This is a genomic window from Streptomyces sp. NPDC013317 (assembly GCF_055563155.1).
This window is the reverse complement of sequence record NZ_JBVHDX010000012.1, coordinates 43,471-68,443: the sequence shown is the minus strand read 5'-3', so window position 1 is coordinate 68,443 and position 24,973 is coordinate 43,471. Positions and strand designations below refer to the sequence as shown.

At 66.2% G+C, this 24,973-nt stretch carries 22 protein-coding genes and 4 pseudogenes; 7 read left to right on the top strand and 19 right to left on the bottom strand.

Translation table 11 applies throughout. The features are described from left to right. Nucleotides 1–173: 173 nt before the first annotated feature. Nucleotides 174–744 (top strand): annotated as a pseudogene (locus ACZ3IJ_RS27595) (transposase); the annotation flags it as partial. Here ACZ3IJ_RS27595 and ACZ3IJ_RS27590 read toward each other — a convergent pair. Next, nucleotides 733–955 (bottom strand): annotated as a pseudogene (locus tag ACZ3IJ_RS27590) (transposase); the annotation flags it as partial. The pseudogenes ACZ3IJ_RS27595 and ACZ3IJ_RS27590 overlap by 12 nt on opposite strands. A gap of 179 nt (nt 956–1,134) precedes the next feature. Here ACZ3IJ_RS27590 and ACZ3IJ_RS27585 point away from each other — a divergent pair. Both ACZ3IJ_RS27585 and ACZ3IJ_RS27580 read left to right on the top strand, forming a co-directional pair. After that, entirely contained in the window at nt 1,135–1,266 is a 132-nt protein-coding gene (locus ACZ3IJ_RS27585) for a winged helix-turn-helix domain-containing protein (RefSeq protein WP_467472443.1), read from the top strand. A gap of 108 nt (nt 1,267–1,374) precedes the next feature. After that, nucleotides 1,375–1,899, top strand: coding sequence for a transposase (locus ACZ3IJ_RS27580; protein ID WP_467472652.1), 525 nt, complete (start codon nt 1,375–1,377; stop codon nt 1,897–1,899). Nucleotides 1,900–1,989: 90 nt separating this feature from the next. Here the strand turns inward: ACZ3IJ_RS27580 and ACZ3IJ_RS27575 are convergent. Beyond that, nucleotides 1,990–2,137, bottom strand: a pseudogene (locus ACZ3IJ_RS27575) (IS110 family transposase); the annotation flags it as partial. Nucleotides 2,138–2,367: 230 nt separating this feature from the next. Here ACZ3IJ_RS27575 and ACZ3IJ_RS27570 point away from each other — a divergent pair. Both ACZ3IJ_RS27570 and ACZ3IJ_RS27565 read left to right on the top strand, forming a co-directional pair. Then, a pseudogene (locus ACZ3IJ_RS27570) lies at nt 2,368–2,792 on the top strand (transposase); the annotation flags it as partial. A 276-nt stretch (nt 2,793–3,068) separates the two neighbouring features. Beyond that, complete coding sequence (locus ACZ3IJ_RS27565) at nt 3,069–4,178, top strand: hypothetical protein (protein WP_467472442.1); 1,110 nt, start codon at nt 3,069–3,071, stop codon at nt 4,176–4,178. Nucleotides 4,179–4,258: 80 nt separating this feature from the next. Here the strand turns inward: ACZ3IJ_RS27565 and ACZ3IJ_RS27560 are convergent, their stop codons facing one another. Further along, nucleotides 4,259–4,885 carry a response regulator transcription factor gene (locus tag ACZ3IJ_RS27560; RefSeq protein WP_467472440.1) on the bottom strand — a complete coding sequence of 209 codons (627 nt, stop codon included), beginning with the start codon at nt 4,883–4,885 and terminating at the stop codon, nt 4,259–4,261. Nucleotides 4,886–5,269: 384 nt separating this feature from the next. Beyond that, nucleotides 5,270–6,577: a COG1470 family protein gene (locus ACZ3IJ_RS27555; protein WP_467472439.1), complete on the bottom strand. Its 1,308-nt coding sequence runs from the start codon at nt 6,575–6,577 to the stop codon at nt 5,270–5,272. Between the two features lie 332 nt (nt 6,578–6,909). On the opposite strand from ACZ3IJ_RS27555, the gene ACZ3IJ_RS27550 reads away from it, so the two are divergent. Next, nucleotides 6,910–9,252, top strand: coding sequence for a choice-of-anchor D domain-containing protein (locus ACZ3IJ_RS27550; protein WP_467472437.1), 2,343 nt, complete (start codon nt 6,910–6,912; stop codon nt 9,250–9,252). 109 nt (nt 9,253–9,361) lie between these two features. On the opposite strand, the gene ACZ3IJ_RS27545 is transcribed toward ACZ3IJ_RS27550, so the two are convergent. Beyond that, nucleotides 9,362–9,901 carry a phage tail protein I gene (locus tag ACZ3IJ_RS27545; protein ID WP_467472435.1) on the bottom strand — a complete coding sequence of 180 codons (540 nt, stop codon included), beginning with the start codon at nt 9,899–9,901 and terminating at the stop codon, nt 9,362–9,364. A 30-nt stretch (nt 9,902–9,931) separates the two neighbouring features. Further along, entirely contained in the window at nt 9,932–10,849 is a 918-nt protein-coding gene (locus tag ACZ3IJ_RS27540) for a zinc ribbon domain-containing protein (RefSeq protein WP_467472433.1), read from the bottom strand. A 68-nt stretch (nt 10,850–10,917) separates the two neighbouring features. Between ACZ3IJ_RS27540 and ACZ3IJ_RS27535 the strand changes: the two genes are divergently transcribed. Then, a complete protein-coding gene (locus ACZ3IJ_RS27535; protein WP_467472431.1) occupies nt 10,918–11,706 on the top strand; it encodes a hypothetical protein in 789 nt (262 codons plus the stop codon). 7 nt (nt 11,707–11,713) lie between these two features. Here ACZ3IJ_RS27535 and ACZ3IJ_RS27530 read toward each other — a convergent pair whose 3' ends face one another. The 13 genes from ACZ3IJ_RS27530 to ACZ3IJ_RS27470 all read right to left on the bottom strand — a co-directional run bounded on the left by ACZ3IJ_RS27530 (nt 11,714) and on the right by ACZ3IJ_RS27470 (nt 24,836). Next, nucleotides 11,714–13,669 (bottom strand): putative baseplate assembly protein, encoded by a 1,956-nt coding sequence (locus ACZ3IJ_RS27530; RefSeq protein ID WP_467472650.1) that lies wholly within the window; start codon nt 13,667–13,669, stop codon nt 11,714–11,716. A 2-nt stretch (nt 13,670–13,671) separates the two neighbouring features. Beyond that, a complete protein-coding gene (locus ACZ3IJ_RS27525; RefSeq protein WP_467472430.1) occupies nt 13,672–14,076 on the bottom strand; it encodes a GPW/gp25 family protein in 405 nt (134 codons plus the stop codon). A 28-nt stretch (nt 14,077–14,104) separates the two neighbouring features. Next, entirely contained in the window at nt 14,105–16,018 is a 1,914-nt protein-coding gene (locus ACZ3IJ_RS27520; protein WP_467472427.1) for a phage baseplate assembly protein V, read from the bottom strand. Nucleotides 16,019–16,059: 41 nt separating this feature from the next. Next, nucleotides 16,060–16,890 carry a LysM peptidoglycan-binding domain-containing protein gene (locus ACZ3IJ_RS27515; protein WP_467472424.1) on the bottom strand — a complete coding sequence of 277 codons (831 nt, stop codon included), beginning with the start codon at nt 16,888–16,890 and terminating at the stop codon, nt 16,060–16,062. 26 nt (nt 16,891–16,916) lie between these two features. Next, nucleotides 16,917–17,558, bottom strand: a complete 642-nt coding sequence (locus tag ACZ3IJ_RS27510; protein WP_467472422.1) for a hypothetical protein — start codon at nt 17,556–17,558, stop codon at nt 16,917–16,919. A gap of 144 nt (nt 17,559–17,702) precedes the next feature. Further along, nucleotides 17,703–18,254: a phage tail protein gene (locus ACZ3IJ_RS27505; RefSeq protein ID WP_467472421.1), complete on the bottom strand. Its 552-nt coding sequence runs from the start codon at nt 18,252–18,254 to the stop codon at nt 17,703–17,705. Between the two features lie 24 nt (nt 18,255–18,278). After that, complete coding sequence (locus ACZ3IJ_RS27500) at nt 18,279–18,767, bottom strand: phage tail protein (protein ID WP_467472419.1); 489 nt, start codon at nt 18,765–18,767, stop codon at nt 18,279–18,281. Further along, nucleotides 18,764–19,747, bottom strand: coding sequence for an eCIS core domain-containing protein (locus ACZ3IJ_RS27495; RefSeq protein ID WP_467472418.1), 984 nt, complete (start codon nt 19,745–19,747; stop codon nt 18,764–18,766). The genes ACZ3IJ_RS27500 and ACZ3IJ_RS27495 overlap by 4 nt, the downstream gene beginning before the upstream one ends. Nucleotides 19,748–21,671: 1,924 nt before the next feature. Next, on the bottom strand, nt 21,672–21,827 hold the full coding sequence (locus ACZ3IJ_RS27490) for a DUF6760 family protein (protein ID WP_467472648.1): 156 nt from the start codon (nt 21,825–21,827) through the stop codon (nt 21,672–21,674). Further along, nucleotides 21,824–22,249 carry a hypothetical protein gene (locus tag ACZ3IJ_RS27485; RefSeq protein WP_467472417.1) on the bottom strand — a complete coding sequence of 142 codons (426 nt, stop codon included), beginning with the start codon at nt 22,247–22,249 and terminating at the stop codon, nt 21,824–21,826. Before ACZ3IJ_RS27485 ends, ACZ3IJ_RS27490 begins: the two co-directional genes overlap by 4 nt. Before the next feature lie 11 nt (nt 22,250–22,260). Beyond that, nucleotides 22,261–22,725, bottom strand: a complete 465-nt coding sequence (locus tag ACZ3IJ_RS27480; RefSeq protein WP_467472416.1) for a hypothetical protein — start codon at nt 22,723–22,725, stop codon at nt 22,261–22,263. A 29-nt stretch (nt 22,726–22,754) separates the two neighbouring features. After that, a complete protein-coding gene (locus ACZ3IJ_RS27475; protein WP_467472415.1) occupies nt 22,755–23,219 on the bottom strand; it encodes a phage tail protein in 465 nt (154 codons plus the stop codon). A gap of 27 nt (nt 23,220–23,246) precedes the next feature. After that, on the bottom strand, nt 23,247–24,836 hold the full coding sequence (locus ACZ3IJ_RS27470) for a phage tail sheath family protein (RefSeq protein ID WP_467472414.1): 1,590 nt from the start codon (nt 24,834–24,836) through the stop codon (nt 23,247–23,249). Nucleotides 24,837–24,973: the final 137 nt, after the last annotated feature.

Sequence of the window (24,973 nt, the reverse complement as noted above, 5' to 3'; positions counted from 1 at the left end):
GGGCCTGCGTGCACGGTCTCATCGCCAGCGTCCAGCCGTCTTGCGCTACAGCGGAGCAACCAGCCTGTCGTCGACGGGTGAAAAGAGGACCACGGGCGGCGAATCAAAGCGGGCCATTGCGTGATCTCTTGATCATCCTGACTTCTCTGGTACGGGAGTCAGGAGGAAGAGAGGTGATCGGCGTGGAGGACTGGGCTGAGATCCGCCGGCTGCACCGAGCCGAGGGCCTGTCGGCCCGGGCGGTGGCACGGCAGTTGGGGATCTCCAGAGGCACTGTCCTGCGGAGCTGACCTCGGACCGGCCGCCGGTCTATCAGCGGCCGTTGAAGGGATCGGCGGTCGACGCGGTGGAGCCGGTGATCCGCGAGCTGCTGAAGCAGACGCCGACGATGCCGGCCACCGTGATCGCCGAGCGGATCGGCTGGGACCGCGGGCTGACCATCCTCAAGGAGCGGGTGCGCGAGCTGCGGCCGGCCTATCTGCCGGTCGACCCGGTCTCGCGGACGGTTTACTCGCCCGGCGAGCTCGCCCAGTGTGACCTGTGGTTCCCGTCGGCTATGGACAGACGGGTCGGCCCCCGGCCCTGGTCATGGTGTCGGGCTACTCCAGGATGATCACCGCGCGAATGCTGCCGTCGCGGACCACCGCCGATCTGATCGACGGGCACTGGCGGCTGCTGACCGGCTGGGGCGCGGTCCCGAAGATGCTCGTCTGGGACAACGAGAGCGGCGTCGGCCAGGGTCGTAGCCGCGGTCGGCAAGCAGTGTGTCCGGTCGTCGCCTCGGCCAGCCGACCAGGCCCGCGATGGACGGGATCTTCGCGGGCAGAGACATCAGCTGGGTCTCATCGTTGAGGCTTCCGCCGGTCAGCGACACGGCGAGCGGGATGCCCCGGCCGTCGACGAGGACGTGGTGCTTGCTGCCCGGCCGTGCCCGGCCGACCGGGCTGGGACCGTTTTGGGCCGCGTCGAGTGGCCCGGACATGGCTGGAGCCATCACCGTCCGCGACCAGCTGCTTGGCCGGGCGCAGCTGCTCGAGCAGGCCGCCGGTTCGCTCAGCGGAGCCGGAGCCGGAGCCGGGCGAGGCTCTACCGCGTGATCCTTGACGACCTCGGTGCGCGATCGACCCGAGCAGTTTGCGGCTGCAAAAGAGGGGTCGACTGGGGTGGAGTCTGCAGCGCCCGGAGCGTCGCGCGGTAGAGCGGGACGAGTACGAGATCGCCCGCTGGATCGCGCACGAGTGGCCGCGCATCAAGAAGGGGCGGTGAACACACGTGCCTGGATCGTGTTCCTCGACGAATCAGGCGTCTCGCTACTGCCCCAGGTCCGCCGCACCTACCCCGCGGCCGCACCCCGCTCCTGCGGCATCGGCTGAACTGGAAACGCGCCTCGATGGCCGCGGCCCTCGGCTACCACGCCACCGACCCGGCCGCGGACCGCGTCTGTGGTTCCATCTCAAGCCCGGCAGCTACGACACCACCGCCCTCATCGAGGTCTTAAAGCAGCTCAAGGCGTTCTACCGCGGGGAGCGAGTAGTGCTGGTCTGGGACGGCCTGTCCGCCCACTGGAGCCGTGCGATGAGGGCCCGGGCCGCCGAACAGGACTGGCTCACGCTCGAGCGATTACCCGCCGACGCACCCGAGCTCAACCCGGTGGAACTTCTGTGGCGAACTCGCCAACGTCGCCGGCGACCACCTCGCCGATGTCGCCGACGCCACCGAACAAGGCATCCACCGCATCAACCAGAACCAGCAGCTGCCCTGGTCCTTCCTCACCCACACCGGCCTGACCATCCAGCCACCAACCCCACGGAACTAACGAAAAGAACAGTAGAGGTCGTTTTCATCTGTGATGCTCGTACCCCTAACGATTCATGGACTGCGGGATCGTGGTGGCGGTGAGGTTGTGGGGGCGGTCGGGGCACTTCGGCCGGATGGGGTGACAGGTGGGGCGGTGTAAGGCTTGTTCCTGTCTCATCCCGGGACGCCCGGCCTCCCGAACAGCTGACGCAGCCGCGGTTCGCTGTTGGGCAGCGGCTTGTCGAACACCTTTGCCCGCCGGAGTGATGGCTGTGCCATGATGTTCGCCCTTGTCGACGTCCAGACCTAGGTAGATGTCGATCTCGCCGTCGTGCTGCATAAGCCCTCCCCAGCAGGTCCCCTCCCGGCCTCGCCTGCGACATCAGCGTGCCGGCATCCACGTTACGAGGGCCTGCTTCACCTCGACGAACAAGGCGAGCGGTCACGCCCCTCTGCCAATGCCTCTTGGCCCGGTGACACCACTTTTTCGACCATGATCGACAAGGGGCGCAAGTCATGCCGGACCTGGAGACCGGGAACCCCATTGCGGGGCCACGAAAACGGTAACGGGGCGAACACACAGGTCCGAGCCTCGTGGACCGGGGCAAGCTGGTTCCAAGATGCACGTCCTGTCGGACGCGAACGGACTGCCCCTCCTCGTCGGCGTCTCGTCCAGGATCACGAAACGAGACACGACCCCACCGCGGCCGCCACTTCAAGCCCCAGCGCGTCCACGCGGACAAAGCCTACGACCGCGCCGACCCGCGGAAATAGTTGCGTGGCAAACGTATCGGCGTAGGGATCGCCCGCAAAGGCATCGAGTCCAGCGAACGATTGGGCCGCCGCCGCTGGGTCATCGAGCGGACGATGTCCGGCTGTCCGGCTACCGACGTCTAAGCCCTCGCCACGAGCGCGATCTCCGCAACTACCTGGGCCTTCTCGGCCTCGCTGCCGCCCTCTGCTGCTACAAACGACTCGTCCGCGTCACCACGTAGGAAACGGTCTTAGACCGTGAAGGCCGTCCTCTCCCCTCGATATCACTCGTCGTGCGGTAGGAAAAGGCTCGGCAATTCGGTCACTCCCATCCTGCCTGTTGAGGTAGCCGAAAAGCGCCGATCGGCTTCCCTCGAGGGAGGGCTTTTCCCTTCCCGGGCGCAGCATAATTGCTGATTGCAGCCCGGCGCATCGCGTTGAAAATCCGCCCCGCTTGGGATGAAAGCCGAGTATGCCAGTAGCTGATGGTCCTTAGGGCGGCGGAAGGAGTCCCGGCTGTGTCAGACATAGTTGAGTGGCCGGACGGTGAGGGAATCCCAAGGATCGTCCCCGAGTTGCCTGAGGACGTGGACGTCCTTGCTGTGTCACTGCTGGAATGCATCTGTATTTATGACTACTCCGATCTCGGTGATCTTGTCGACCGGCTTGAGGCGGCTCAGGCCCGAGAGGAATATGCGAGTTACGCGAAAGAGATCCAGGCTGCGATTGATTTAGTCAGCGGGATCGAGACATACAACGAGCGCACGCGACTGATCAGAGACATCGAGAGCCGTCAGGATGCTGCAGAGATCCTGAGTGTTGTGGTTGGCGTGATTCAGTCAGCTGCCCAAGAGCTTGAGGAGCACGGACTGGTCGACTCGAGGCTGGTGGACGAATTACAGCAACTAGCCCATTGGTGGATTTCCCTTGCGCCTATAGATTTCAGGGCTGCGCTACGTGTCAACTGTGACGACCGTGAAATTGAAACTCGGGGTATCAGCGTGTCGGGCGGCGCCGATCCGCTGATCGAATTCCGCTATTGTGTGGGCAGTATCGGGCTTCTTGGCGAGGTAGTCGACAGCAGCTTTGAGGATTTTGTAAAATCTGTTACACGCCGGGAGAGTGCAGGGGGAGTGCGACGGAATTGTCAATCTGATGACGGGCTCACAAATTACACGGCGGAATCAGCCGGTAGCGGAACATTCGTTCGTACAGTCGAGTGGAGTCTTGCCTCGCGTGCGGAGCTCATCGGAGACGTCAAGGTGATTGGTGCTGACGTGTTGAGGAAGTTGCAGTGCGGGCCGGGGAAGTTCGAACATTGTTACTACGTGCAATGCCCCCCCGACGTGTTCGCGCTGTCGGCGGATCCCCATTTCATGGATTATGAAGAGGGTACTCGTGGTGTACTCCTTTTGCTTCTCCATGACAGTTGGCGGCGTGGTAAGAAGTTCGACTTCGACGAAGGGCTTACGGAGCATGTAGGGAAGATCCGGAGGGTTTGCAAGGTTGAATCTCGTCAGGACTATTTTATATACGAGAATCCGGACTTCTATTTCGTGCGCCACGATATGATGGTTCAGGTGATAGCGGAACTCTCCGCCGGGAAGAATGTATTCCTGGATTCATGAATAGAGCAGGGTGGTGCTGGGGGGGGAATTAGCCACCGTCATGTCGGCCCGGGCCGGGCCGGGCCGACATCGCAGGTGAATCAGATGAGCCCTTCGCGGATCGCATAGGCTACGGCGTGTGATCGATTGCGAAGCTGCAGTCTGCTGGTTACGTCATGCAGCACGTTCTTCACTGTTCGCTCGGAGTAATTCAGCGTGGTGGCTATGTCACGGGTATCCAGTCCGTCGGCGACGAGTTTGAGCACTTGGATCTCACGATCAGACAGTCCCGCGACATTGAGCCCCATGGGGGAGAGCACTTGGTGCTGAAGCCGTGACACCTGCTTGAGCAGCCGGCCGAGTAGATCGGGCGGCAGTGCGGCCTCTCCTGAGTAGGCACGTGTGACGATCTCGACCAGACGCGTTGGGGTGGCATCGGCCCGCTTGATCACGGCGCAGACCCCGTTCTCGACCGCCTCCAGCAGGCTGGCGTCATCCAACGCCCCTATGACGAGCACGATCCGAGTGCAGCCCTTGCGACTGATGGTGCGCAGCGCCCGCATGGTCTCGCTATCGGCACGGTCGGCCGCGACGATGGTGACTGCATCCGCTTCGCCCGACTGAGAGTCCACGATCTTTATCTCTGGCTGGAAACGCAGTTGGCTGGCGAGTCCCGCTTGCGAGAGCGGATCGGAGGCATACAGGTGAATAGGTACTTGTGTGTTCATCCGGCGCTCCTTGAGTGGATACGCAGGAGTATGTGCCGAGTGGTCCGAACTCCACACTGGGGTTGTTCCCTAGGATGCATCCGGCGCTTCCCTAAGGGGTGACGCACGTCCAGGGGGCGGGCTCGGCGTGACGTCGTTCACGTCTCCAGGGCGAGGTGCCTCTCGGTTGTCCTGTGCAGGAAACAGCTAAGAACAGCGTCGGCACTGGTGGCATCATGCCCCGCCGACGCCGTTCCGAGTGGCTGATGGGAGCCGGATCTGGGGGAGCGCCAGCAACAGCGGCACGTCCGCTTCGGCCGGGCGCATCGGGATTTCGCGAAACCGAGTACCGCGCATGCCTTCAGCAAGTCCAGCGGACCGGCTCACGGAAAGCGTGGTCGAACCTCACTTGCCGAGTCGGCCGGAGAACGACACCGACGGGGTGCACCTGGTCTGGCCCGAACCGGGAGTCGTACAGCTCACCGCCACCACGACTGGTTCTTCCTTGGCGACCTGGAGAGGGGCGACAAAGTGGTAGTCGAGATCCCGGAAGTTCGCCATGCCCTGCTGCAGAATCACATGATCGCCGATGCGCAGCTCGAGCAGGCCAGTATCGCCACGCGGGTTCTGCAGCACGATGTCGGAAATCGACACGGTCGCCTGCTTCGGCGCGATGTAACTGAATCGCTGAAAGGAGCCGTCGGTCACGGGCCTCGCCGACGCCGCGATGCGGAAGACGACCGGTCCGGTAGCTCCGTTGTTGGTCGAGTCGCTGCCCCCACTGCTTGCGCTCGGCGACGGGCTGGCACCAGGCTTCGTCTTGGGGTCTGCACCGGCTGACGAGTTCTGGTCCGATCCCCCCTGGGCATCGGACGCCGCGTCGGCGGCATCGGCCGCTGCGGCCTGGGCACTCTCGGCGGCATCGGCTGCCTGGCTTGCCTGCTGGCTCGTCGCTTCCTGCGCGAGGGACTTCACACTCGGCTTCAGCAGCGTGTACCACAGGGCGACGAGGGCCAAGACTGCCACCACGAGTACGACCAGCGCTGGTATCAGCCAGCGGGGGAACAGCGCAAGCTGGAGCATCGTCCCGTTCGCGGTGACTGGATCTTGGTTCTCAGGAAGCACGACCAGCTGGAACTGGTGTGTCTTCGGTTCCCCCCGTAGGAAGCGCTTGTTCGGCGCCACCTTCGCTTTGACGACGGTCGCGGTACCCGGCGGCAGCTCGACGACCTGGGGGCGCAGTTCGATCTGGAGTTCGTCGTCAGGGTCGACAGACGCCACCTCGGCGGTGACCTGCTGGTTCCCGGTGTTGTCGATGACAAGCCGGTACTTCGCCCTGCGGCTGCCCCGGCCCGTGGGCGGCACGATCTCTGCGGTCACTTCGACGAACGGGGCGACAGTTACCTCGCCCTCCTCCACCACCGACCCGTACGCATCCTCACTGGAGCGGATCCGGATGCCGAAGGGAACCGCCCCTGCGCGCACCTCGGAGCTCCGTGGCGGGGAGAAGACGACTCGTACCGCCGCTTCCGTGCCTGGGAGGAGATTGACCGCCCGAGGTTCGACCGCGGACCACTCGGCCGCCGCGCCCATCACCTCAACGGTGAACTGGTCGACGAGGTCTCCGGAGTTGTGCACGAGCACTTCGCAGACGGCCTCGGCTCCCGGGACAACCTCGAAGTGGGTGCGGTTCAAAGATGCTGTTACGCCCATGGGAGCGAGTGTGGGCTCACTATGCGCCCCGGGAGTAGCCAGGTGAGGGAACGGGGCGGGGTAGCGGGATGTGCCTCATCGGGCTGCGAACCCGTCGTCGTTGTCGTCCCCTTGGGCTGCCATGAGAACCGAGGGGGATCACTAGGGTCGGCTGTGCGACACGTAGAGGTGAGGAGACTCCCATGCTCCCGTCCGGACGAAGACGCCCCGCCACGCTACGGCGTACGGCAGGCAGCCTGGCCGCACTGCTCCTTGCCACGACGGCCCTGGCACCGCTGCTTTCGCCCGCGGCTGCCGCGAGTTTGGCGCCAGGAGCCACCACGCGGGTATCAGTGACCGATGACGGCTCACAGAGCGGAGACGCCGCCGATATCTCCACGCTCGGCAGTACCCAGAGCGCGATCTCGGGCGACGGCCGGCACGTCGCCTTCGACAGCATGGTCGCTTACGATGCCGTCGTCATTCAGGCGCGAGCCGACGGCGCGCCCGTCGTGGATCTTGTATACGCAAGGGATCAACAGCGGGGGGACACCACGCTGATTAGCCGTGGAGCACAACCGGCCAACGGGCACAGCTTCGGTCCGTCGATCTCGGCTTCGGGCCGCTATGTAGCCTTCCAGACGACTGCGACCAACCTGCCGGACGGCGATACCGATGCCACGAGCGACGTGGTCATCGTGGACCGTGACCCGCAGGGAACTGGTGTACTGGACGGCGAACTGCCCGACGGCTCACCTGACTACCGCTACACATTGATCGGCCGGCAGGGAACAGACGGTTCCGGCGATCGGATCTACGCCAACTCCACGCCCGCCCTGTCCGCGGACGGCGCCACCATAGCCTGGGTGCAGACGAACCAGAGCAACTTTGCCACCAACGTCGTGGTGGCCCGGCTGGGGATCGGTGCGAACGGCCAACTCACGGCGCCGACGGAGAACCTCTACCACACCCTGCCAGGCGGACCCACGCATTCACCGGCGCTGTCCGCGGACGGAACGCACCTGGTCTACTTGACCGACTGCAGCGGCTGCCCGTCGTCGCAGGTGGAGGACGTCGTCCTGGGAGTCGGGGCGCAGGTCGGATCGGCCACCCGCCTCGACCTCGACACATCGGGAGCACCACTCGGCCAGCCCCCTCTTCAGGTCGCCGTTTCAGGGAACGGCCGGGTAGTCGCTCTCGCCGTGCAAGCGGCAGACGAGGGCGTACCGGGCCCTCAGCTGTATGTGATGAACCGGGACCCGGACGGCGACGGTTTCTTCGGCCCGGGCAGTGGCCAGCAGTTCACATCCACCCTCGTCAGCGGCGAGACGGGCGACGGCTGGTCTCCCGCCTTGTCCGCGGACGGCAGGTATCTGGCGTTCCTCACGAACGTGCCGGGGCTGTACGACGGGGTCGACCGCTCCAGCGCGCCCGTTCAAGTACCGGAACAAGTCGTGGTGCGTGACCTGGCGGTCGACGCGGCGCGGACCGCGGCAGGTCAGCCCCTGCTGCCGGCTCAACTCGCCTCACCGGGAACCACCTGCGCTCAGGGTGCGCCGGTCGGCGCACCCTGTGGGGGCAACGACGGCAGCTTTCAGCCCGCGCTGTCGGCCGACGGCGGCATGGTGGCCTTCCCTTCCCACGCCAGCGACCTGCTCAGCGGTGACACGAACGGAAAATCGGACACGTTCGTGCGGCAATTCCAGCCAACCCTGCGGGGCACACCGCTGGACTTCGGGACGAGCAGCGGCACCATGACCCTGGTCGTGCACCACTCGGGGTTCGGCCCCGTGCGCGTCACTGGAGTCAGCGTGGCCGGACCAGACGCCGACCAGTTCAGCGTGAACCCGGCAGAGACGTGCACCGGAGCAGTGCTGCACGAGACGGAGACCTGCCTGGTCTCCATCAACTTCGCACCGAAGGGCAACGGACCGCGAACCGCCGATCTGAGAGTGAGTATTCGCGGGGCGGCAGAACCGGTGACCCTCTCCCTGACGGGCATGGCAACGACGCCGCCGCCGGTGGTGCCCCCGAGCCCGCCGACAACGCCCCCGGGGCCCGGAGTCTTCCGCGCTAGCCCTTCCACACTCGTCGTCCCTGGTCAGCTCCTGGCCCTCTCGCCCAGTAAGCCTGAGGCGGTGACTGTCACCAACAGCGGGGCCACGAGCTACACCGTCACGGCCGTTCAGGTCCTGGAGGGGCCGAGGCTCTTCCCCGGTGATTACGCAATCGTCCGCGACGGATGCTCCGGCGTCACACTGCGGCCGGGTGGTTCATGCCAGGTGCACGTGGTGGCGACCCTGCACGGGCCGGGGGCGCGGCCCGGGGCGCTGCAGTTCACCGATACCGCACCCGGTGGCCCTCACCTGGTCGGTCTGTCCGCGACCGGCGTGGTCCCGTCCGTGCAGATCTCGCCCACCGTGGTACCGGGTGGCCGAGTGGTCACGGTGAGCGGTAGCGGCTTCCCCGCGCGCCATCCGGTGGTGGGGACCATGCAGGCGCCGGGCGGCTCCAGCGCGACGGTGACGACCGACGCGAGCGGCGAGTTCGTGATGTCGCTGCCCGTTTTCGCGCATGGCGTCGTGGGCACCTGGCCGGTGCGGGTCACCTCGCCGGGAACGACGCTCTCCGCGGACGGATCCGTACTGGTCGTGTTGGGCACGCTGCAGCCGCCGGGCTTCTTGATCCGCCGGTAGCCGACAGGCCGAATTATTCTCCGAGAATGACGCATTCACTGTGAGAGGGGCGGTACGAGAAATCCGTACCGCCCCTTTTGGCAAGCGCTCGTGAATGGCACCCGCTGTGTCAAGGCTCCGACAGCTCGACACGGTGCGGCACGTATGCCGGCTTCGAGGCGGCGACCAACGCGTCCACGGCATCGGCATTGACCGATTCAGGATCCACCCCGTGGACGCGGACGGTGACTAGGAGCTCTCCCGTGTCTGGGAAGTCGGTGCCGGGCGTCGTCGACCACACCACTCCGGCATTGTCCTGGACGTCCACCTGGGCCCCGGTGACCAGTTCTACATGCTCGCGAAGTCCGTCGACGGTACCTCTGCTCCGATAGAGCATGATCATGCGGTGTACCAGTGCACGCTGCCGCTCAGGTGGCCATCGATCGTCGAGTTCAAGGCCCACCCAGTCGCCCAGCCAGGCAAGGAAGTCCGGCGGGGCCAACCGCGGGTCCATGTAGGCGTGGAGGCAGTCCAGTGTGCTGATGACCGGCGCCAGGACAGCATCGAGTGCGTCGGTCAGCCGCATTGCCACCGGGTCCTCCTGGAACACCGCGGGCAGCATGGAACCCAGCGGATACGGCGTGTTCAGTTCAGGCACCATCGTGCGCATAGAGTCACCTCGTTGTCTCCCGGGGTGGCGTCAGCCGACCCCGAACAGTTCGATCTCGGATATCGCCACATGCTTGGCGTTTTGTGCCTCGCGCACGTTGAGCACAGTGATTTGGACGCTCTTCACGCCGATGGCTTTCTCGATACCGAACTGCTGTGGTTTCGGGGTATCGGTGAGATTGATCAGCTGAGTTGTGCCGTTGGAGAAGGAGAGTTGCAGCACCGACGGTCGGTGATATTTGACGAACTCCTTGGTCGCGCCGACTGTGATGATCATCTTGCGGAGCGCGATAGCCTTGTCGAACTTGAGGTCCAGTGAGGGTCTCGCGTTCGCGCCATACGGAGCCAGCCAGTACGTATTGGTGAGCTTGTCGGTGGCATGCGTACCGGGGTGGTCTTTGACCTGGGCCTTCGCCGTGACGGAGACGGGATGCTCAGGGGATAGGCTCTTCTGGGCGAAGCGGGACGCCCAGTCGCGGATTGCACTGACACGCCCGTCAACCGCTTCCTTCAATGGCGGATAGACCCCGTATAGAACTCCACACAGGATGACTGTTATGGCGATACCCGCGCGTATCTTACGGCTGGCATTGGCCATGGACCGGCGTGTTTTAGTGCCCGCAGGCTTGCCGGGCCGCTCCCCAGCCTTCAGTCTTTTGGGCCCACGGTGCGGCAGCATCCTGCGCCACCACGGCGGACGCTGCTCCACCGCGGTTTCCAGCGACGCTCCGCATCGGCTGCAGAACTTGCGGCTGGGCAGGTTGCCCTCCCCGCAGTCACCGCAGACCAGGTCGCCGGCGCGCAGCCGTCGGCTGGGCGGCGCGGTGCGGCGCACCGGGGCCGCACGGTGCTCGCCGGTCTGCGGCAGCATCTCGTCGAGACCAGCGCCGGCCGATGGGCGGTTCGCTGGCTGCTGCGGCCGCTCCGCGACCACCGATATGGGCCGCACGTCAGGGATATCCCGGACCACTGGTGCGGCGAGCGCACCGGCCGCGCCGGAGGCGTCGTCGACTGACGGTGCTGGTGGCACCGGAGCCACCGCTCGTTCCGCCGGTGGCGGAGGCGTGCTTCGGCCGGGCGGTGGTGGTGGTGTGCCACCACCGGGCGGTGGTGTGCTTCGGGCTGGTGGTGGGGGAGGCGCGCTTTGGCCGGATGGGGGTGGTGGCGGAGGCGTGCTTCGGCCGGGCGGTGGTGGTGGTGTGCCACCACCGGGCGATGGTGTGCTTCGGGCTGGTGGTGGGGGAGGCGCGCCTTGGCCGGATGGGGGTGGTGGCGGAGGCGTGCTTCGGCCGGGCGGTGGTGGTGGTGTGCCACCACCGGGCGGTGGTGTGCTTCGGGCTGGTGGTGGGGGAGGCGCGCCTCGACCCGGTGGTGGGGGCGGCGGTGCGCCTCGGCCGGGCGGTGGTGGTGGGGGAGGCGCGCCTCGACCCGGTGGTGGGGGCGGCGGTGCGCCTCGACCCGGTGGTGGGGGCGGCGGTGCGCCTCGACCCGGTGGTGGGGGCGGCGGTGCGCCTCGACCCGGTGGTGGGGGCGCGCCGGGCCGGCCAAGGCCGGGCGGACCTGCCCCTGGCGGTGGATTCGGCAGCGACTCCATGGGACCGACGACCACGGCGCTGTACGCGTCATGCATCCGCGCGAGCAGGCCGCGTCGAGAAGGCGGCTCCTCTTCCGGCGTCGGCGCGGGCGGCAGTGGCTCGATCTTGGGTGCCACCCGCTCGCCGCTCCACTCCAGGAACTTTCCACACGAGCCGCAAAAGGTGTCCCCGTCAGTGTTGTGGAAACCGCACTCCCGACAGACGATCATGATCTCTCCCTAGTGCTCCTCTACGCGGACCTGGTGGTCGAACGAATAGACAAGGCTGTTGGCATCCAGATCCACCCGGCGTGTCTCGGTACCTCGCTCGCCGGTGACGGGATTGGCGGTGAACATCCGTACGTCCTCCACGAACTCCACGCCGTGGATCTTCTGTAGCACTGCGTACAGATCACCGGACTGGACTGCGCGACCGAACGGCCAGCCCTGGCCTCGCGGACCGCCGCCGGGCAGTGGACTGAGGTATGCGTAGAGTGCCTCCAGCGCCTCCTCCCGGATTCGCTCGGTGGCGACCCGCGGCCGTGCCACCAACCTGGCGACCACGGTCAGCCCTCGGTAGCGCGGCGGCTCCACGACGACTCGCGTCCCGATCAGCCGGACCTGATCGAGCCGTTCCGCCAACCGGGTGAGCAGGTCCTCCGGAGGAACGAGATCAGCGAACCGGACACGGTGTCTATCAACTGCGGCGGCCGGCACGACAAGCACCCTGACTGTGCCTGCCGCCACGCCGTCCTCGCCCGCTGTGATGCAGCGCACTCTGGCTGCTTCCGGTACCGCCTCGCGCGCGAGCCATTCGTAGTCTTCCGCGGTGACCGCGCGGCTGCGCGTGCGCAGGACCATCGGGCCGCGGTTCTTGGCCTGCTCCAGGGTCTCCCCCTCGGTGCCGCCGTGTGCGGACTCCAGGTTCTCCACAGCGGCCACGCACGGGATCGACGACTTGACAGCGCTGATCGCACCCCGACCGACGTTGCCCGCGGAGCCCCCCCCGATGGCGTACTGGCGGATCCGGACGGCCTCGCCTCGCGGCGGTACCGCGCCGTGATTGTGCATGGTCCCGTCCTCCATTCGGACGGCGGGCCCGAACACCACCTCGCCGGCTACACCGTCGAGGATGAAATGGCGGTCCGTCGGGCCGGAGGCGGCGAAGTCCTCGACCCGTTCCCAGGCCACCCAGCCCTCCTCGGAGCTGACCTCCACCACGCTCTCGGCCATGCCGGTGAGAACGGGACCGGATTGGAGGTTGAATACCTGTCCAGGCACGCCCTCGGACGAACCGAGTGTCTCCTCCTCGACGATCTCCGCATTGACAACCTCTCCGGTTACACCAATGGTCGCGGCGGACAGGCCCTGTACCAGCGGACTTGCGCTGTACTGCGTCTGACCGGGGTCGGGGGTGACGACTCGGGCACGCAGCCAGCCGGCCCGGACGCCGCCCACCACGCCAGCCTGGTGGCCGGGAGGGACGTGCAGCACCACCTCGCCCGGCCGGTTCAAGCCTCCGGTGTCGTCCCGGCTGACAGCGCACTCGGTCCATGAGTCACCGGTCATCGCCTCCCACACCAGAGGCGGGCGATCGGGGTTCACGCCGACGCCCTCCACCCGGCCGTCGAACTCCAGCCTGACTGCACACCGGGGCACTGGCTGGTCCAGGCCGATCAGGAACTCGTCGCCGATCGACGGCTCGACGGAAAAGGCCTTGAAAGGCGTCGACCGCGCGAGTTCCCCAGTGTGGTCCAGGACTTCCTCCGTCTGCGCTGCTCGCCCGCACACGGCGTGGAGCGTGCAGGGCAGCGCCCGAAGCTCCTGGGAGGTGGAGAAGGTGATCGACTCGACGTTCTCCGAGCGCGGAGTGCCAACCCTGGTACCCATGGGGATCACCATGGCTGAACGGGCCGGTGTGGTCAGCCAGAAGGTGACCGGTGCGCGCGCCGCGGTGGGTGGCATCATGCGCAGCCCGATGAGGTCGAGGAAGGTCACGTGCAGCCGGTCCGGTATCCGGTTGACCCGGTACAGGAGCTGATCGACCATGAACGCGAAGGTCTCGATCAAGGTCACGCCAGGGTCGGACACGTTGTGGTCGGTCCACTCCGGACACTGGCGTTGGACCATGCGCTTCGCGTCGTCGACCAGATCCTGGAAGCGCCGGTCGTCCAGATGGGGTGCGGGGAGCGCCATGGTCACTCGCTCTCGTTCTCGGGGATGGTGTAGAAGGGGAAGACCAGGTTGCGCCGGTCGTTGCTGGCCCTGATCCGGTAGCTGATGTCGATGTGGAGCAGGCCCTCGGTGTCTTGGGACGGGTAGACAAGTACCTGCTCGACCTCGACCCGTGGTTCCCACCGCACCAGCGAGCTGTTGACCTCTTGGGACAGTTCGGCGGCGACGTTGTCCGTGGTCGGCCGGAACACGAAGTCGCGCAGTCGGCAGCCGAAGGCCGGGCGCATCGGACGTTCGCCGGGGTAGGTCGAGAGGATCAGCCGCATGGACTGTTCAAGCTTGTCCGCGCCCCTGGACAGTGCGAAGGCGCCGTTGCCCTGGATGGCCAACGGGTAGCTCCAGCCCGATCCCACGAAGTCGGTTGTCATGCAGGTCTCCTGACAATTCGCCGTACGCTCAGTTCAGCTTGATGGGGTTGCCCTTGATTTCGACGGGGCCCTGACTTTCGATCTTGAGGTTGGCCTGTGCCGCGATCTTGAGGTTGGCCTGTGCCGTCAGGTTCACCTCAGTGCTGGTCACATTGACCTTGCCGCCCATTCCGGTGTTGATGTTGATCGTGCCCGTGTCTCCGCAGGCGATCGTGAGCTCGCCCGCCTGGGACTTGCTGTTCGGCGGCGCCGGTTTGCAGCTGATCGCCACCGTGCCCGCGACCTGGTCGATCGTGAGCGCCATTGCACCGTCGGAGGTGCCCAGAACCACTTGCGAGGCGGTCGGCGGCGCGCCGTCGCCGGGCGGTACTTCGTCATGGAAAGCCAGGAAATTACCCGCTTCGGACACGAAGCCGCGCCATGCCACGGCCGCAGTCTCGCCCTGGACTTTCAGCGGGTCGCCGCCGAGCTGGTAGGCGCTTTTGCTGTTGACGATGCCGCCGAGGACGTAGGGGCGGCGTGGGTCACCGAACTCGAAGCCGACGAGCACCTCGTCGCCGACCTGCGGGAGGAACATCGCACCGGTGCGCTGGCCCGCGCCGAACTGCACCACAGACGCCCAGTCGGACTCGAACTGCGGAGACAGCCACGGCAGGGTCACCTTCACCCTGGCCGCCTTCTGCGGATCGTTGATGTTGCTGACGATTCCGCAGACGAGGCCATCGATCCGCGGCGCGCGGCCGTGCGCCGTGCCGCCGGATGTGAGGGCAAGCAGCGTACGTTCCTGGCGGCCGCTGACCTCGAAGGAGGTGTGGTACCGGCCATTGCCGAAGACGTGCCGGGCACTGGTGACCACCCAGTCGCCGGTGAACTGCTCGGAGACACCGGACACGGAAGCAACGCAGCCCGCAGTCAGCCGCGGATTACCGATCGCCTCGCCTTCGGCCTCGGCGAACGTTCCGGCCATCTGTCCTGCGACGCCGGCCACGACCTCCTCCGCCGCAGCAGTGATCGCCGCCCCGGACGCGAGAGGTCGGTCTGACATCACGAACGCGGTGTCGCTTGGCGCGGGCCCCAGGTCGCCCAGGGCCGGGTTGCCGGGTGCGGGCGGCGTTGGCCGTGCCGGGGTGAACACGCCCGCCAACTGGCCAGCGTCGGCTCCGCCCAGGCCCACCGAGTCGCTGTCGGCTGTGGACGTCGCGCTGATGACTTTCGCCTCCAGAGGGTCCCACACCCGTACCTCGGTGTCCGGGCTGAGATTGCCGGCCGTCACCCGCGGCCGGAAAGCGCGCAGAGTGACCGGAAACTTCAGGTCGACCCCGGTAGTGCCGGACGTGACTCCCGACGCCTTGCGGAAGAAGAACTTTCCCTCCGCCACCCCGAACTCGAATCCCACTTCCCCGGCCCGCCAGCACAGGAAGTCCCAGTCGGTCTGGTTCACCTGGGGCATGTGCGCATGAGTGGTTCGGGTCTCCTCGACGGTGCCGATTGCGATACCCGCCTGCGTGGCGATCTCCTGTGCGATGTCGGAGTCCTTCATGTCGGCGAAGGTGCGGTTGCGAAGGCCCCGCTGCAGGCGGTGGTCGCGGGAGTAGCCGCGCACCACCGTCCGGACCAGCGAACCGGCGAACACGCCCTCCACGCTGGTGACTTCACCCGCCACCAGGAGCTCGGCGGATCCGCTGTCCGCAGTCCCGGCATAGACCTCAAGCGCCACGCCGACAGATATCCCTGCGGTGGCCAGCGTGTCCCCCCTGCTGTCCGCGAAGGTGATCTCGAACATGTCGGGCAGGTGAAGATGGCTATCCACGACAAGCCGCTCCATCCGGTCCGTCACGTCTTCGGACAGTTCTCGGCCGGCTGTGGCGGCGCCGACCGACCCGACGAAGACCGACGGCAGGACCGTGGTCAGATTGCCGGGGACGGTGCTGGGAATGCTCATGCCGGTCCGCCTTCCTCGTGTACGCGTTCAGTCGTCATGGCTCATCGCCCCTGATCCGTTTCGTCCGGCAGCATCAGGCTGCGGCCGTTTTGGACGCGCAGCGGATCGTCTATGGCGTTCGCCGTGGCGATGTCGCGCCATGCCGAGGGGTTGTGGTAGGTGTCTGCCGCGATGCGCTGAAGGTTGTCACCTTCGGTGACCAGGTGTGTTCGGCCACCGCCGGGTCCTCCGGAGGTGGGGTTCTGCGGCGGCGGCGGCATCTCCGCCTCCTGAAGGGACAACGCCACCTGCGCCCGGATCGGATTACCGACGGCATCGAACCGTGTGTAGGACACGTCGACTTTTCTGAGCACGACCAGGTCCGGAAGCGGCTTCTTCATGTCGCCGATGCACAGCCTCAGACGCTTCTGCCACACGCGGTGGTTCGGCTTCCCGCTGCCCCGGCCCGCATCGGGCCCCGGTGCCGAGGGCCGATGCCCGCCCAGCGCGAAGGAAGCCTTCTTCTTCGGCGGCTCCTTCCCGGTCTTTCCCCCCGCGTCGGCCAGCTGCGACGGCGTGGCCGACACCCAGCCCGGCTCCGCAACCCACTTCAGCAGGCGCTCGATGGCGGCCATGCTCCGCTGCCCCTCGAACATCAGCCCGTTCAGGGTGATGCTGAGGGCGTGCGCGTCGGTGACCCGCTCCTCGTACACCACTGCGCCGCCGACATTCTTGAGCTGGGCGGATTTCTCCACAGTGACCAGGTTGGGGTTGTATTGGAACACGACCGACTCCTCAGGATCCGTGTCCCTCGTGAGGGTCATGTACGGCTGCCAGGCGGAGCGTTGCGGCCCCTGCGGCAGGGCGGCGGTGTTGCTGACGACGGGGGTCACCTCAACCTGCCTTTCTCAGCGTGCTGTCACGAATGGTTCTGGCCCGACCGGCCCGCTCGGGGCAGCGCCACGATGTCGCCGTTCCTGACACGCAGGGGGTCGTCTATCCCGTTCGCCGTGGCGATGGCGCGCCAGGCTGCGGGGTTGTCGTATGTGGTTGCAGCGATGCGCTGCAGGTTGTCGCCCTCGGTGATTACGTGAGTGCTGCCGCCACCGGGGCCTGCGGACGTGGGGTTCTGCCCTTTGACCCGCACCTTGAACACCTGCAGGGTGAGTGCCACATCGGCGCGGACGGCGTGGCCGTTGCGGTCGAACCTGGTGTACTTGGCGGAGACCTTCTTCAGTAGCACCGGGAACGACAGCGCTTCGCCGACATCGAACCGCAACTGCCTGGGTGGCGGTGCAAGGTTTTTCTTGCCGTCCCCCGACTGCCCACCCGGCTCCTGGTCGAGCCAGCTCAGCAGGATGGGTACGTACGCCAGCTGCTGCCGTCCCTCGAAGCGTAGAGTCGGCAGACTGATGGCCAGCGCGTCGATGTCGACGACCTCTTCCTTGCGGTACACCGTCTGACCGTTCGTCTCGACCTTGGCGCTCTGCTGGAGTGAGATTTTGGGAGGGCAGTAGGCGAAGGGCACCTTCTGCTTTGACGCCTCGTCGGTGAGCGTCATCTTCGGCCGATGACCTCCGGCGACTGCGTTTCGACTGCGTGGGGCTCCCTGCTGCGCCGTCCCCTTATGCCATTCTCCGGGCGCCGAACCTCTGTTCGGTGCGGACAGCCCGCCGGGGGGGGGAGATGTGCTCATCTCTGCACCTCAGTCCAGGAATCCGTAGTGGTGCAGGACGAGCTTCTCGGTGGCCACTCCATCGGACTGGGCATTAAGCGTCGGGCCGCTCCAGGACGCCGGGATGGCATGGAGAAGCGTCCAGCTCGTTACCGCGCCCGATCCGTTGCTTCCGAACAACGTGATGGTGACGGTGTCGCCCTCCCACGGTGTGTCACCGTCGCCGTTGATCCATTTGTCGCGCACCTCGATCAGCCACTTCCGCACGGTGTCGCTGCTCTTCGGACTGATGGCGCGTTCGAGTGTCACGTCGCTGTAGGTCATCTTTCCCGGAAACGCCAGCGGGTGCTCGTAGAGACCGCCCACCTCGTAGGACTCGTGGCTGAAGGTCACCTGGAGACCCGAGCAGGCGGACCAGCCGCCCAGATCACGGCCGGTATTGTCGATCTTCACTTTGAAGCGAGTGGCCAGCCCGTAGACGTCGTTCGCGCCGGAACCAGATGGCGTCGCCCCAGCGACCGTCGCGGGCATGCCGGCAGGAGGCTTGGACGAAAGGGAACGGGGTGGCTGAAGCATGGCCATGATGTCTCCTCGGCGGTCGTCAGGTCATCGGTACGTGTGCTCGTCGTCGAGGAATCCGCCGTGGGCCAGGTCAAGGGTCTCCATGACCGGCCTGGAACCACCAGCGTCCAGGGGGTCGATGCCCCAGGCGATCGGGAAGAACTGCTTGAGCTTCCATTCGACGACCGTCATTCCCATGAAATTGACCATCTTGATAGCTCCGCTCAGTGGCTTGGGCGTGCGGCTGGTCTCGACTAGCCACTGCTGTACTGTCTTCGATGCCGAGCAGGCCGCCCTTGACAGCTTGATGGGCTGATAGCTCGCCTTGCTGCGGCCGACCCAGATCACGCTCGAATCCCCGCAGCGGTACTCGACCTTGCCCCAATTGACGGTCAGGCCCGACGCCTTGGACCAGGTGCCCAGGTTGTAGGCGAACTCGCCGCGGTCTATCTCCACGATGAACCGGTGGCTGACACCGACTTCGCCGAAGAGGAACTCCGTTGCCTTGGTGGAGACACTCGAAGGTGAGATCATCGTCGTCCTCCTTGTCCGAAGACGCCGAGCAGCCCGGCGCGCTCCCGGTCGATGAGCAGTTCGTGACGCAGACCGAGGCGCATCCGGGGAAGGAGCTTGTCGGCCAGTTCGTCGAGTGCCGCCGGGCTGTCGAGGGCGGCCGCGGGTTCCGGAGCGGGCTGCTCGCGCAGCTCGGTCACGGACGCCTTCAGCTCGGTCACGGCGTCACGCAGGGCGGCTACTTCGCCGGGGTCGGCGGTGACGGCGCCGACGACATTCATGACTGGGGTAAGGCCATTCCCACCGGGGGGCCAGACGAAAGGCGTGACGTTCATGAAGTCGGTGGTGTGACTCGTGGCATCGACGTGAGCGGGCACAGGGGGCAGCTCGGAGCCCGTCGGCAGCGACCCGGCCGAGGGCAGAGTGAAGGTTTCAGCGGCGGACATCGCCTGCTCCGTCGCACGCTGCACCCCCGTGGAGACGGGAGCGCTCCAGGCACTCGAGCCAGGGGCCGCTGGAGGCCAGGCACCGTGCGGCAGCGTCGGTTCGCCGGACGGCTGGAAGACACGGGTGGCGGTCGGATCGGTGAGGGAGAGCGGCGCCGTCGCGCGCCCGCCCCCCAGCCATTCCTCAGTGTCAATGGCAACCTGTTCCAGCCGCTGCCCGAGTTCGGAATTCTCGGTCGGCTGGGAGGGCCCCATCATCCGTTGCTGCGCCGCGTGCACCAGTTCATGCCCGAGCAGTGCTCGCGTGCGGGGATCAGCCATCGGTCCGGCCTCGTCCGGCAGGAACACTTCGCCGCCCGTGGTGAAAGCACGCGCGGACAAGGATTTAGCCTGCCGGGAGACCTCCGGGCCACGGTGGACGGGAATCCCGGAGACATCGACGCCGAGTGCCGAACGCAGGTCGGCGGCGACGCCGGCAGGCGGGGTCTCAGTACGCCTGTCGCCCGCCGGGCGGCCTCTGACGCCAGGGCCTTCGTCCTCCTGGGCATCCTCCACCCTGGCTGGCAGGGGAGCCAGGATCGCCCGGTAGACCACGCCGACCGGGCGGCCTGGAGCCTCTAGCTCCGGTTCCATTCTCGGGTCAGGAGGCGGCTCCGGACTCGCCCGATGGGTCACTCCGGTGGGGCGGCCCTGACCAGCATCCTGGTCAGGGCCGCTGAGCTCAGCCGGCTCGGCGTGTGCGCTGGGGGGCGTCTTTGGCGGCTCATGCGTGATCCCAGCCGGAGGATCAGCAGGGTCCGAAGATGGCGGCACACCGGCCGGGTGTTGTGCGGCGGTCGGAGGCCCGCCGTTGAGTATCGCCTCGAGCAGGCCGGAGCCGGAGCCATCTGGTGCAGGGCCTGCCGTCGAGCTCGTACCGAGCACGGCCGGTGCGCTTGAGGCGGGGTCGACGGGAGGAAGAGGCCGGGAGATGGGGGCACCAAGGCCGACTCCCTTCGAGGGGAGCGAGCGGGGCACCAGCGGCTCCGGTTCGCTCTCGGCCATGGTCAGACGTTGCGCCGGACGGGACTGCGGTCGGCTGCCCTCCGACGGCTCGGGCCGGTGGACCATCCGCGGCTGCCGGGGATGGGGTGTTGTATCGGCGCGGCCCTCCTCCAGCCGCTGCGCCGACTGCCCTCGTGCTGACGTGGCGTCCGGGGACGGCGGCAGATCGTCGCGCTGGAGCTCAGCGGAAGGCGTGCTGGACGCGGCCGGTCCCGTGGGCTTCGGTTTAACGGCCGCATGCCCGCCGACCATCATGTCGGGACTGTGGGCGTCGTTGACGTGTCCCTCGGCAGCGGCTTCGTCGGAGGTGCGGGGAACCTGAGCCGCCAAGGCCTCTTCCCGCCCGTCGCTCTCGGTGTCCTCGGAGCGCTCTGTCACGCGCGGTGACTCCGTGATGGCCGAGGGGAGGGCCGCGGTGGCCGTCGGGACACCGCCGGAATCAACTGCTGAAGCTGTCGGCGTACCGCCGGAATCGGGGGGGCCGACTCCCGCTTCGCCCGCTCCGTCGTCGTCTTGGGCATGGACGGAGTCTGTTGGAAGTGGTGTGGGTTCCCGGCCGTCGAGGCCCATCCGGCGGCTCTGGGCCAGTGTTGCCCGGTGCAAGGGACGACCAGGCTGCTCCTGGTTCGGGGCGGCGGGTTCGGGCGACGCGGACGGAGATGACGGCGGATCCGCGTCCTGGCTGAACGCGGCCAGTGCGGCTAGCGCGGCGCCGAGGTCACCCATGCCGCTCAGATCATCGTAGAACTGATCCTGTGACGGTATCCCGTCCTGCTGCTCCTCAAGTGCGTGCGGCTGCTCCTCGGGTGCGTGCGGCTGGCCGACGTACTCGTCGACGGCCTTGGTGAGCTCTGGTCGTGCCGTCGCGTCACTCTGGTGCCGTGTGACAGGAACCCGCCGGGGGTGCACGGGAGTCGGCGGCGGCTGTAGTGGGTTCTCGGCCTCCAGGGCGGACACGGACTGGCCTGGCGTCGCCGGAGCATTGAACACCTCCGGGGCGAGTGTGAGCGGGACAGCGAGACCGCTCACCAGGCCGGGCGGGGGCGGTGCGGGCAGCTTGTACCCGCCGGGCCCCAAGCCCGCCGGGAACGCGTTCTCCCCTATCTCTGGTGAAGCTTTTGCAGAGGTAGCGGTTGGCCGCTGCGTGCGCGGATGGCGTAGCTCGGTGTGTGGTTCTGTCATCCGCCGGGTCCCGGCCACGCTTGGCGCGCGCAGGGGAGGAGCGAGCGTGATGGGCCGCATGGAAACGGTCGTCGTGAGGGCGGGCAGCCGTGCCCAGTTGCGCGGCCTGGACGGAGCCGGCGGCACGAGGGGTGCCTGCCGCCCGCTGCCGGGCAGCTCGGCGGAGCGCTCGGTGCGTCGTCGAAATGGCCAGCGCATGTTCGTCCCCTGTCGTGGGTTGGTCGTTGGTCGGGCGCCGTCAGTTAGCTGCTGGCTAGGCGCCGTCGAGGCGCCGGTGGATCATTCCGAGTTCTGCGATGATCCGGCGGCGCGTCGCGTGCTCCAGGCCGAGGATCTCGGCGAGCGGCCAGTGCAGGTAGTAGGCGATGTACACGGCCTCCTCCCAGAGGCGGTCGGCCGTGTACGTCAGGATTCCCCCGGGGCATCACCGGCGATGTCCACGCCGAAGACCTGACCGCAACCGGGACAGTTGACCTCGACCTCCGTGAAGCCGTCCTGGTTGATCCGCCGGTAGAGGTCCTGGAGGAAAGCCAGATCGGAAGCGAACAGCTGCTCGATCACGGAGGAGTCCACGACCGGCACCGTGCCCAGTCTCATGACCGTGCGCTCCAGCAGCAGAACCGTGAGGAATGCCGGGTTCTGGCGAACCCTGGCGTCGGTCTGCGGCGCGATTTCGTCCCGCGCGGTCGCTAGCCGCATGACCCCCTCCCTGTGCACGGTGCCGGATGCGTCGACGAACCCGCGAGGCAGCACGAACGGATACTGTGTGCACACACCGGCCGTCACGGCTTCAATGTCACCGTGATGCGACTGAGCCAGCTGATCGATCATATCGATTTCCTTTACGCGCCGTCGCCGCCGCTGAAGATGAGTTCTATGTGGTCGCATTCCAACGTGAAATTCACCAGGCCAGATTCCGTGGCACCAGCCTTCACATTTCCGAGGTCGACCTTGGTGCACCAGGCGAGATGCAGATTGTAGGTGACCTTATAGCCGCCGCCCTTAGGCGTAACCATCAACTGCGCGTCGCGACGTGCAGCGGGTGTACCTGCCCGTACGGCTTCGTGCCATCCCCAAATTACCTTGAGAAACTTCGGGATAAGGGGGGCGGAAAGAGTGACGCTTGGGGGGACCGTCTTACCGTACTGCTTGGTGTGGTTAAGAGTTCCCCTTTCGTCACAGAAAAGCAACTCATGCTTCTCCACGGAGCTCGACACGCTCTTGATCTCTGAGATTGGGACTGAATAACTGTCAACCCCCAGCATGAGGTTTGCAGAACTGAGGATGTCGGGATTCTGGCCAGCCATGGTAGGCCTCCGTTATCTGGCTAGATGGTTCATGGAATTTTGAGGGGAGATATGGGGCCAGGGATGATCTGGTCGCATTCGATCGTCACACGCATGACGGGCATTCCCTGTCCTGCAGCCACCGGGTCGATATCGAACTTGGAGCACCAAGCGTTCTCCAGCATGTAACTGCCCATGACTTGTCCGTCGGACCGCATGATCGAGAACTGCGCTGGCGATTTCGCTACCGGATTGTTCATGCGGGCGAGTGTGTGCCACATGAACAGGTGGGAGAAGCTCGCCATGTCGAATGCGCTTTCCAAGGTGATGGTCGGTGGCCGGCCCCGGCCGAACTGCCTGGAGAGGCTGACGCCGTATCGGCCGCTGTGCCAGTATTCACCGGCCTCTACGGAAGAAGTGATTCCGGACAGCTTGGAGAAACTCAGACCAATACCCAAGGCATCCGCCTGGAAATAGAATCTGGGAGCGCTGACGACATCCGTCGCATTGAACATACGTCACCTCGTCGCAGCCGCCGAAATCTATTCGTTAAGACTGGAGCCTTCAGAGAATTGGGACAGACGGAACACGACGAATTCAGCTGGCTTGACCGGGGCGATCCCCACGTCGACCGTCAGGATCCCGGCATCCCGGTTCTCCTCCGGATTATTCTCCGCGTCGCACTTAACGTAGAATGCCTGCTCCGGCGTCTGGCCGAAAAGCGCTCCGCTGCTCCAGACTCTGCGCAGGAACATTGTGATCGTGCGGCGGACCGAATTCCAAAGGAATTCATCGTTTGGTTCGAAGACCACCCAGTTCGTGCCGGTGAGAATGGACTTCTCCACGAAGTTGAAGAGTCGTCGCACGTTCAGGTAGCGCCACTCGGGATCACTGCTCAGGGTACGGGCGCCCCAGATGCGGATACCCTGCCCGGGGAAGCTGCGGACACAGTTGACGCCGATCGGATTGAGCTGGTCGTGCTCCCCTCGTGTCAGCCCCGACTCGAGTTCGATCACGCCGCGCAGCACCTCGTTCGCCGGTGCCTTGTGCACGCCGCGAGTGGCATCATTGCGTGCCCATACCCCCGACACGTGACCGCTCGGCGGGACGAATTCCGGCTTACCGGTCGCCGGGTTCATCACCTTGACCCACGGCCAGTACAACGCGGCGTACTTTGAGTCGTAGCCGGCGACGTTCATTCGCCAGTCCTTGACCTTCTGCGGGCGCAGACCGGGAGGCGGGTCGAGGACTGCGACGCGGTCGGACATCAGCTCGCAGTGGGCGATCATGGCGAGCTGCACGGCCTTGAGACCCTCGTCATCGATCCTGCCGTCGCGGTAGGCGGCCATCAGGTCCGGTACGCACAGCATGGTCACGTCGTCGATCGCCTCCAGGCCCGCGAAGCCGGTCCGGTCGGCGGGGCTGCCCACATAGTCGTCCGCGGTGACCACCGGCGTGGACCCCGGCTCTTCCCCAGGGGCGGGGGACGGGGCGGATGGGCGCAGCACGATTGTGGCTCCCACCTGCGGCACAGCGACGGGGGCGCCCTTGACCTCTTCCACCGTGATGAGAGTGGACTTGCGGACCGCGCTGTACACGCTTTCCGGTCCTCGACGGGCGGTGACGTTGTCGTAGACCTCTTCGTGGCCCTCGCCGCCGTCTGTTCCTTCCGCGTGCACGACCAGCTTGAAGTGGTCGGGTGTCGGCTCGGAGGCCTGCTCGACCTTCACCGTGACCGTCGGCGCGTCCGGCTCCGCGTTCAGGGCACGGACCACCAGGGGCTGACCGGGGCCGGAGCCCGAAGGAAGGGCCTTGGCCGGCGGCTCGAGCTCCACGTGAGCACCGGCCTCTGACGTATCCCCGGTGCTCTGGCCGCCGACCCGCACGATGTACGCCGAGCCTCCGCCGTTGAGGAAGTACCCGTAAACCGACTGGGCAAGGTACGTCCCCTCGACGAAAGAGCCGAAGGTTTCGGTGAACTGGGTCCAATTGGTGACCAGGACAGGCTCGTCGAGCGGGCCCTTCTCAGCAAAACCGACGAAGGCGGCGACTGCGGTGCCGACCCCTTCGATGGGCTTCGAGCCGGAGGACACTTCCTCCATGTACACGCCCGGTGAGAGATAAGAAGGCATGGGTCCTCCAGCGTGAGTGCTGTGCGAAAGCGGATACGACGGCTCCCACTCTGGTCATTGGGACTGTCGCTCCCAAGAGTTGCCGGGCGGGAGAGCGCGCAGCGAAAGATGCCCGATCGGCCGCCCTCCCGTACTCA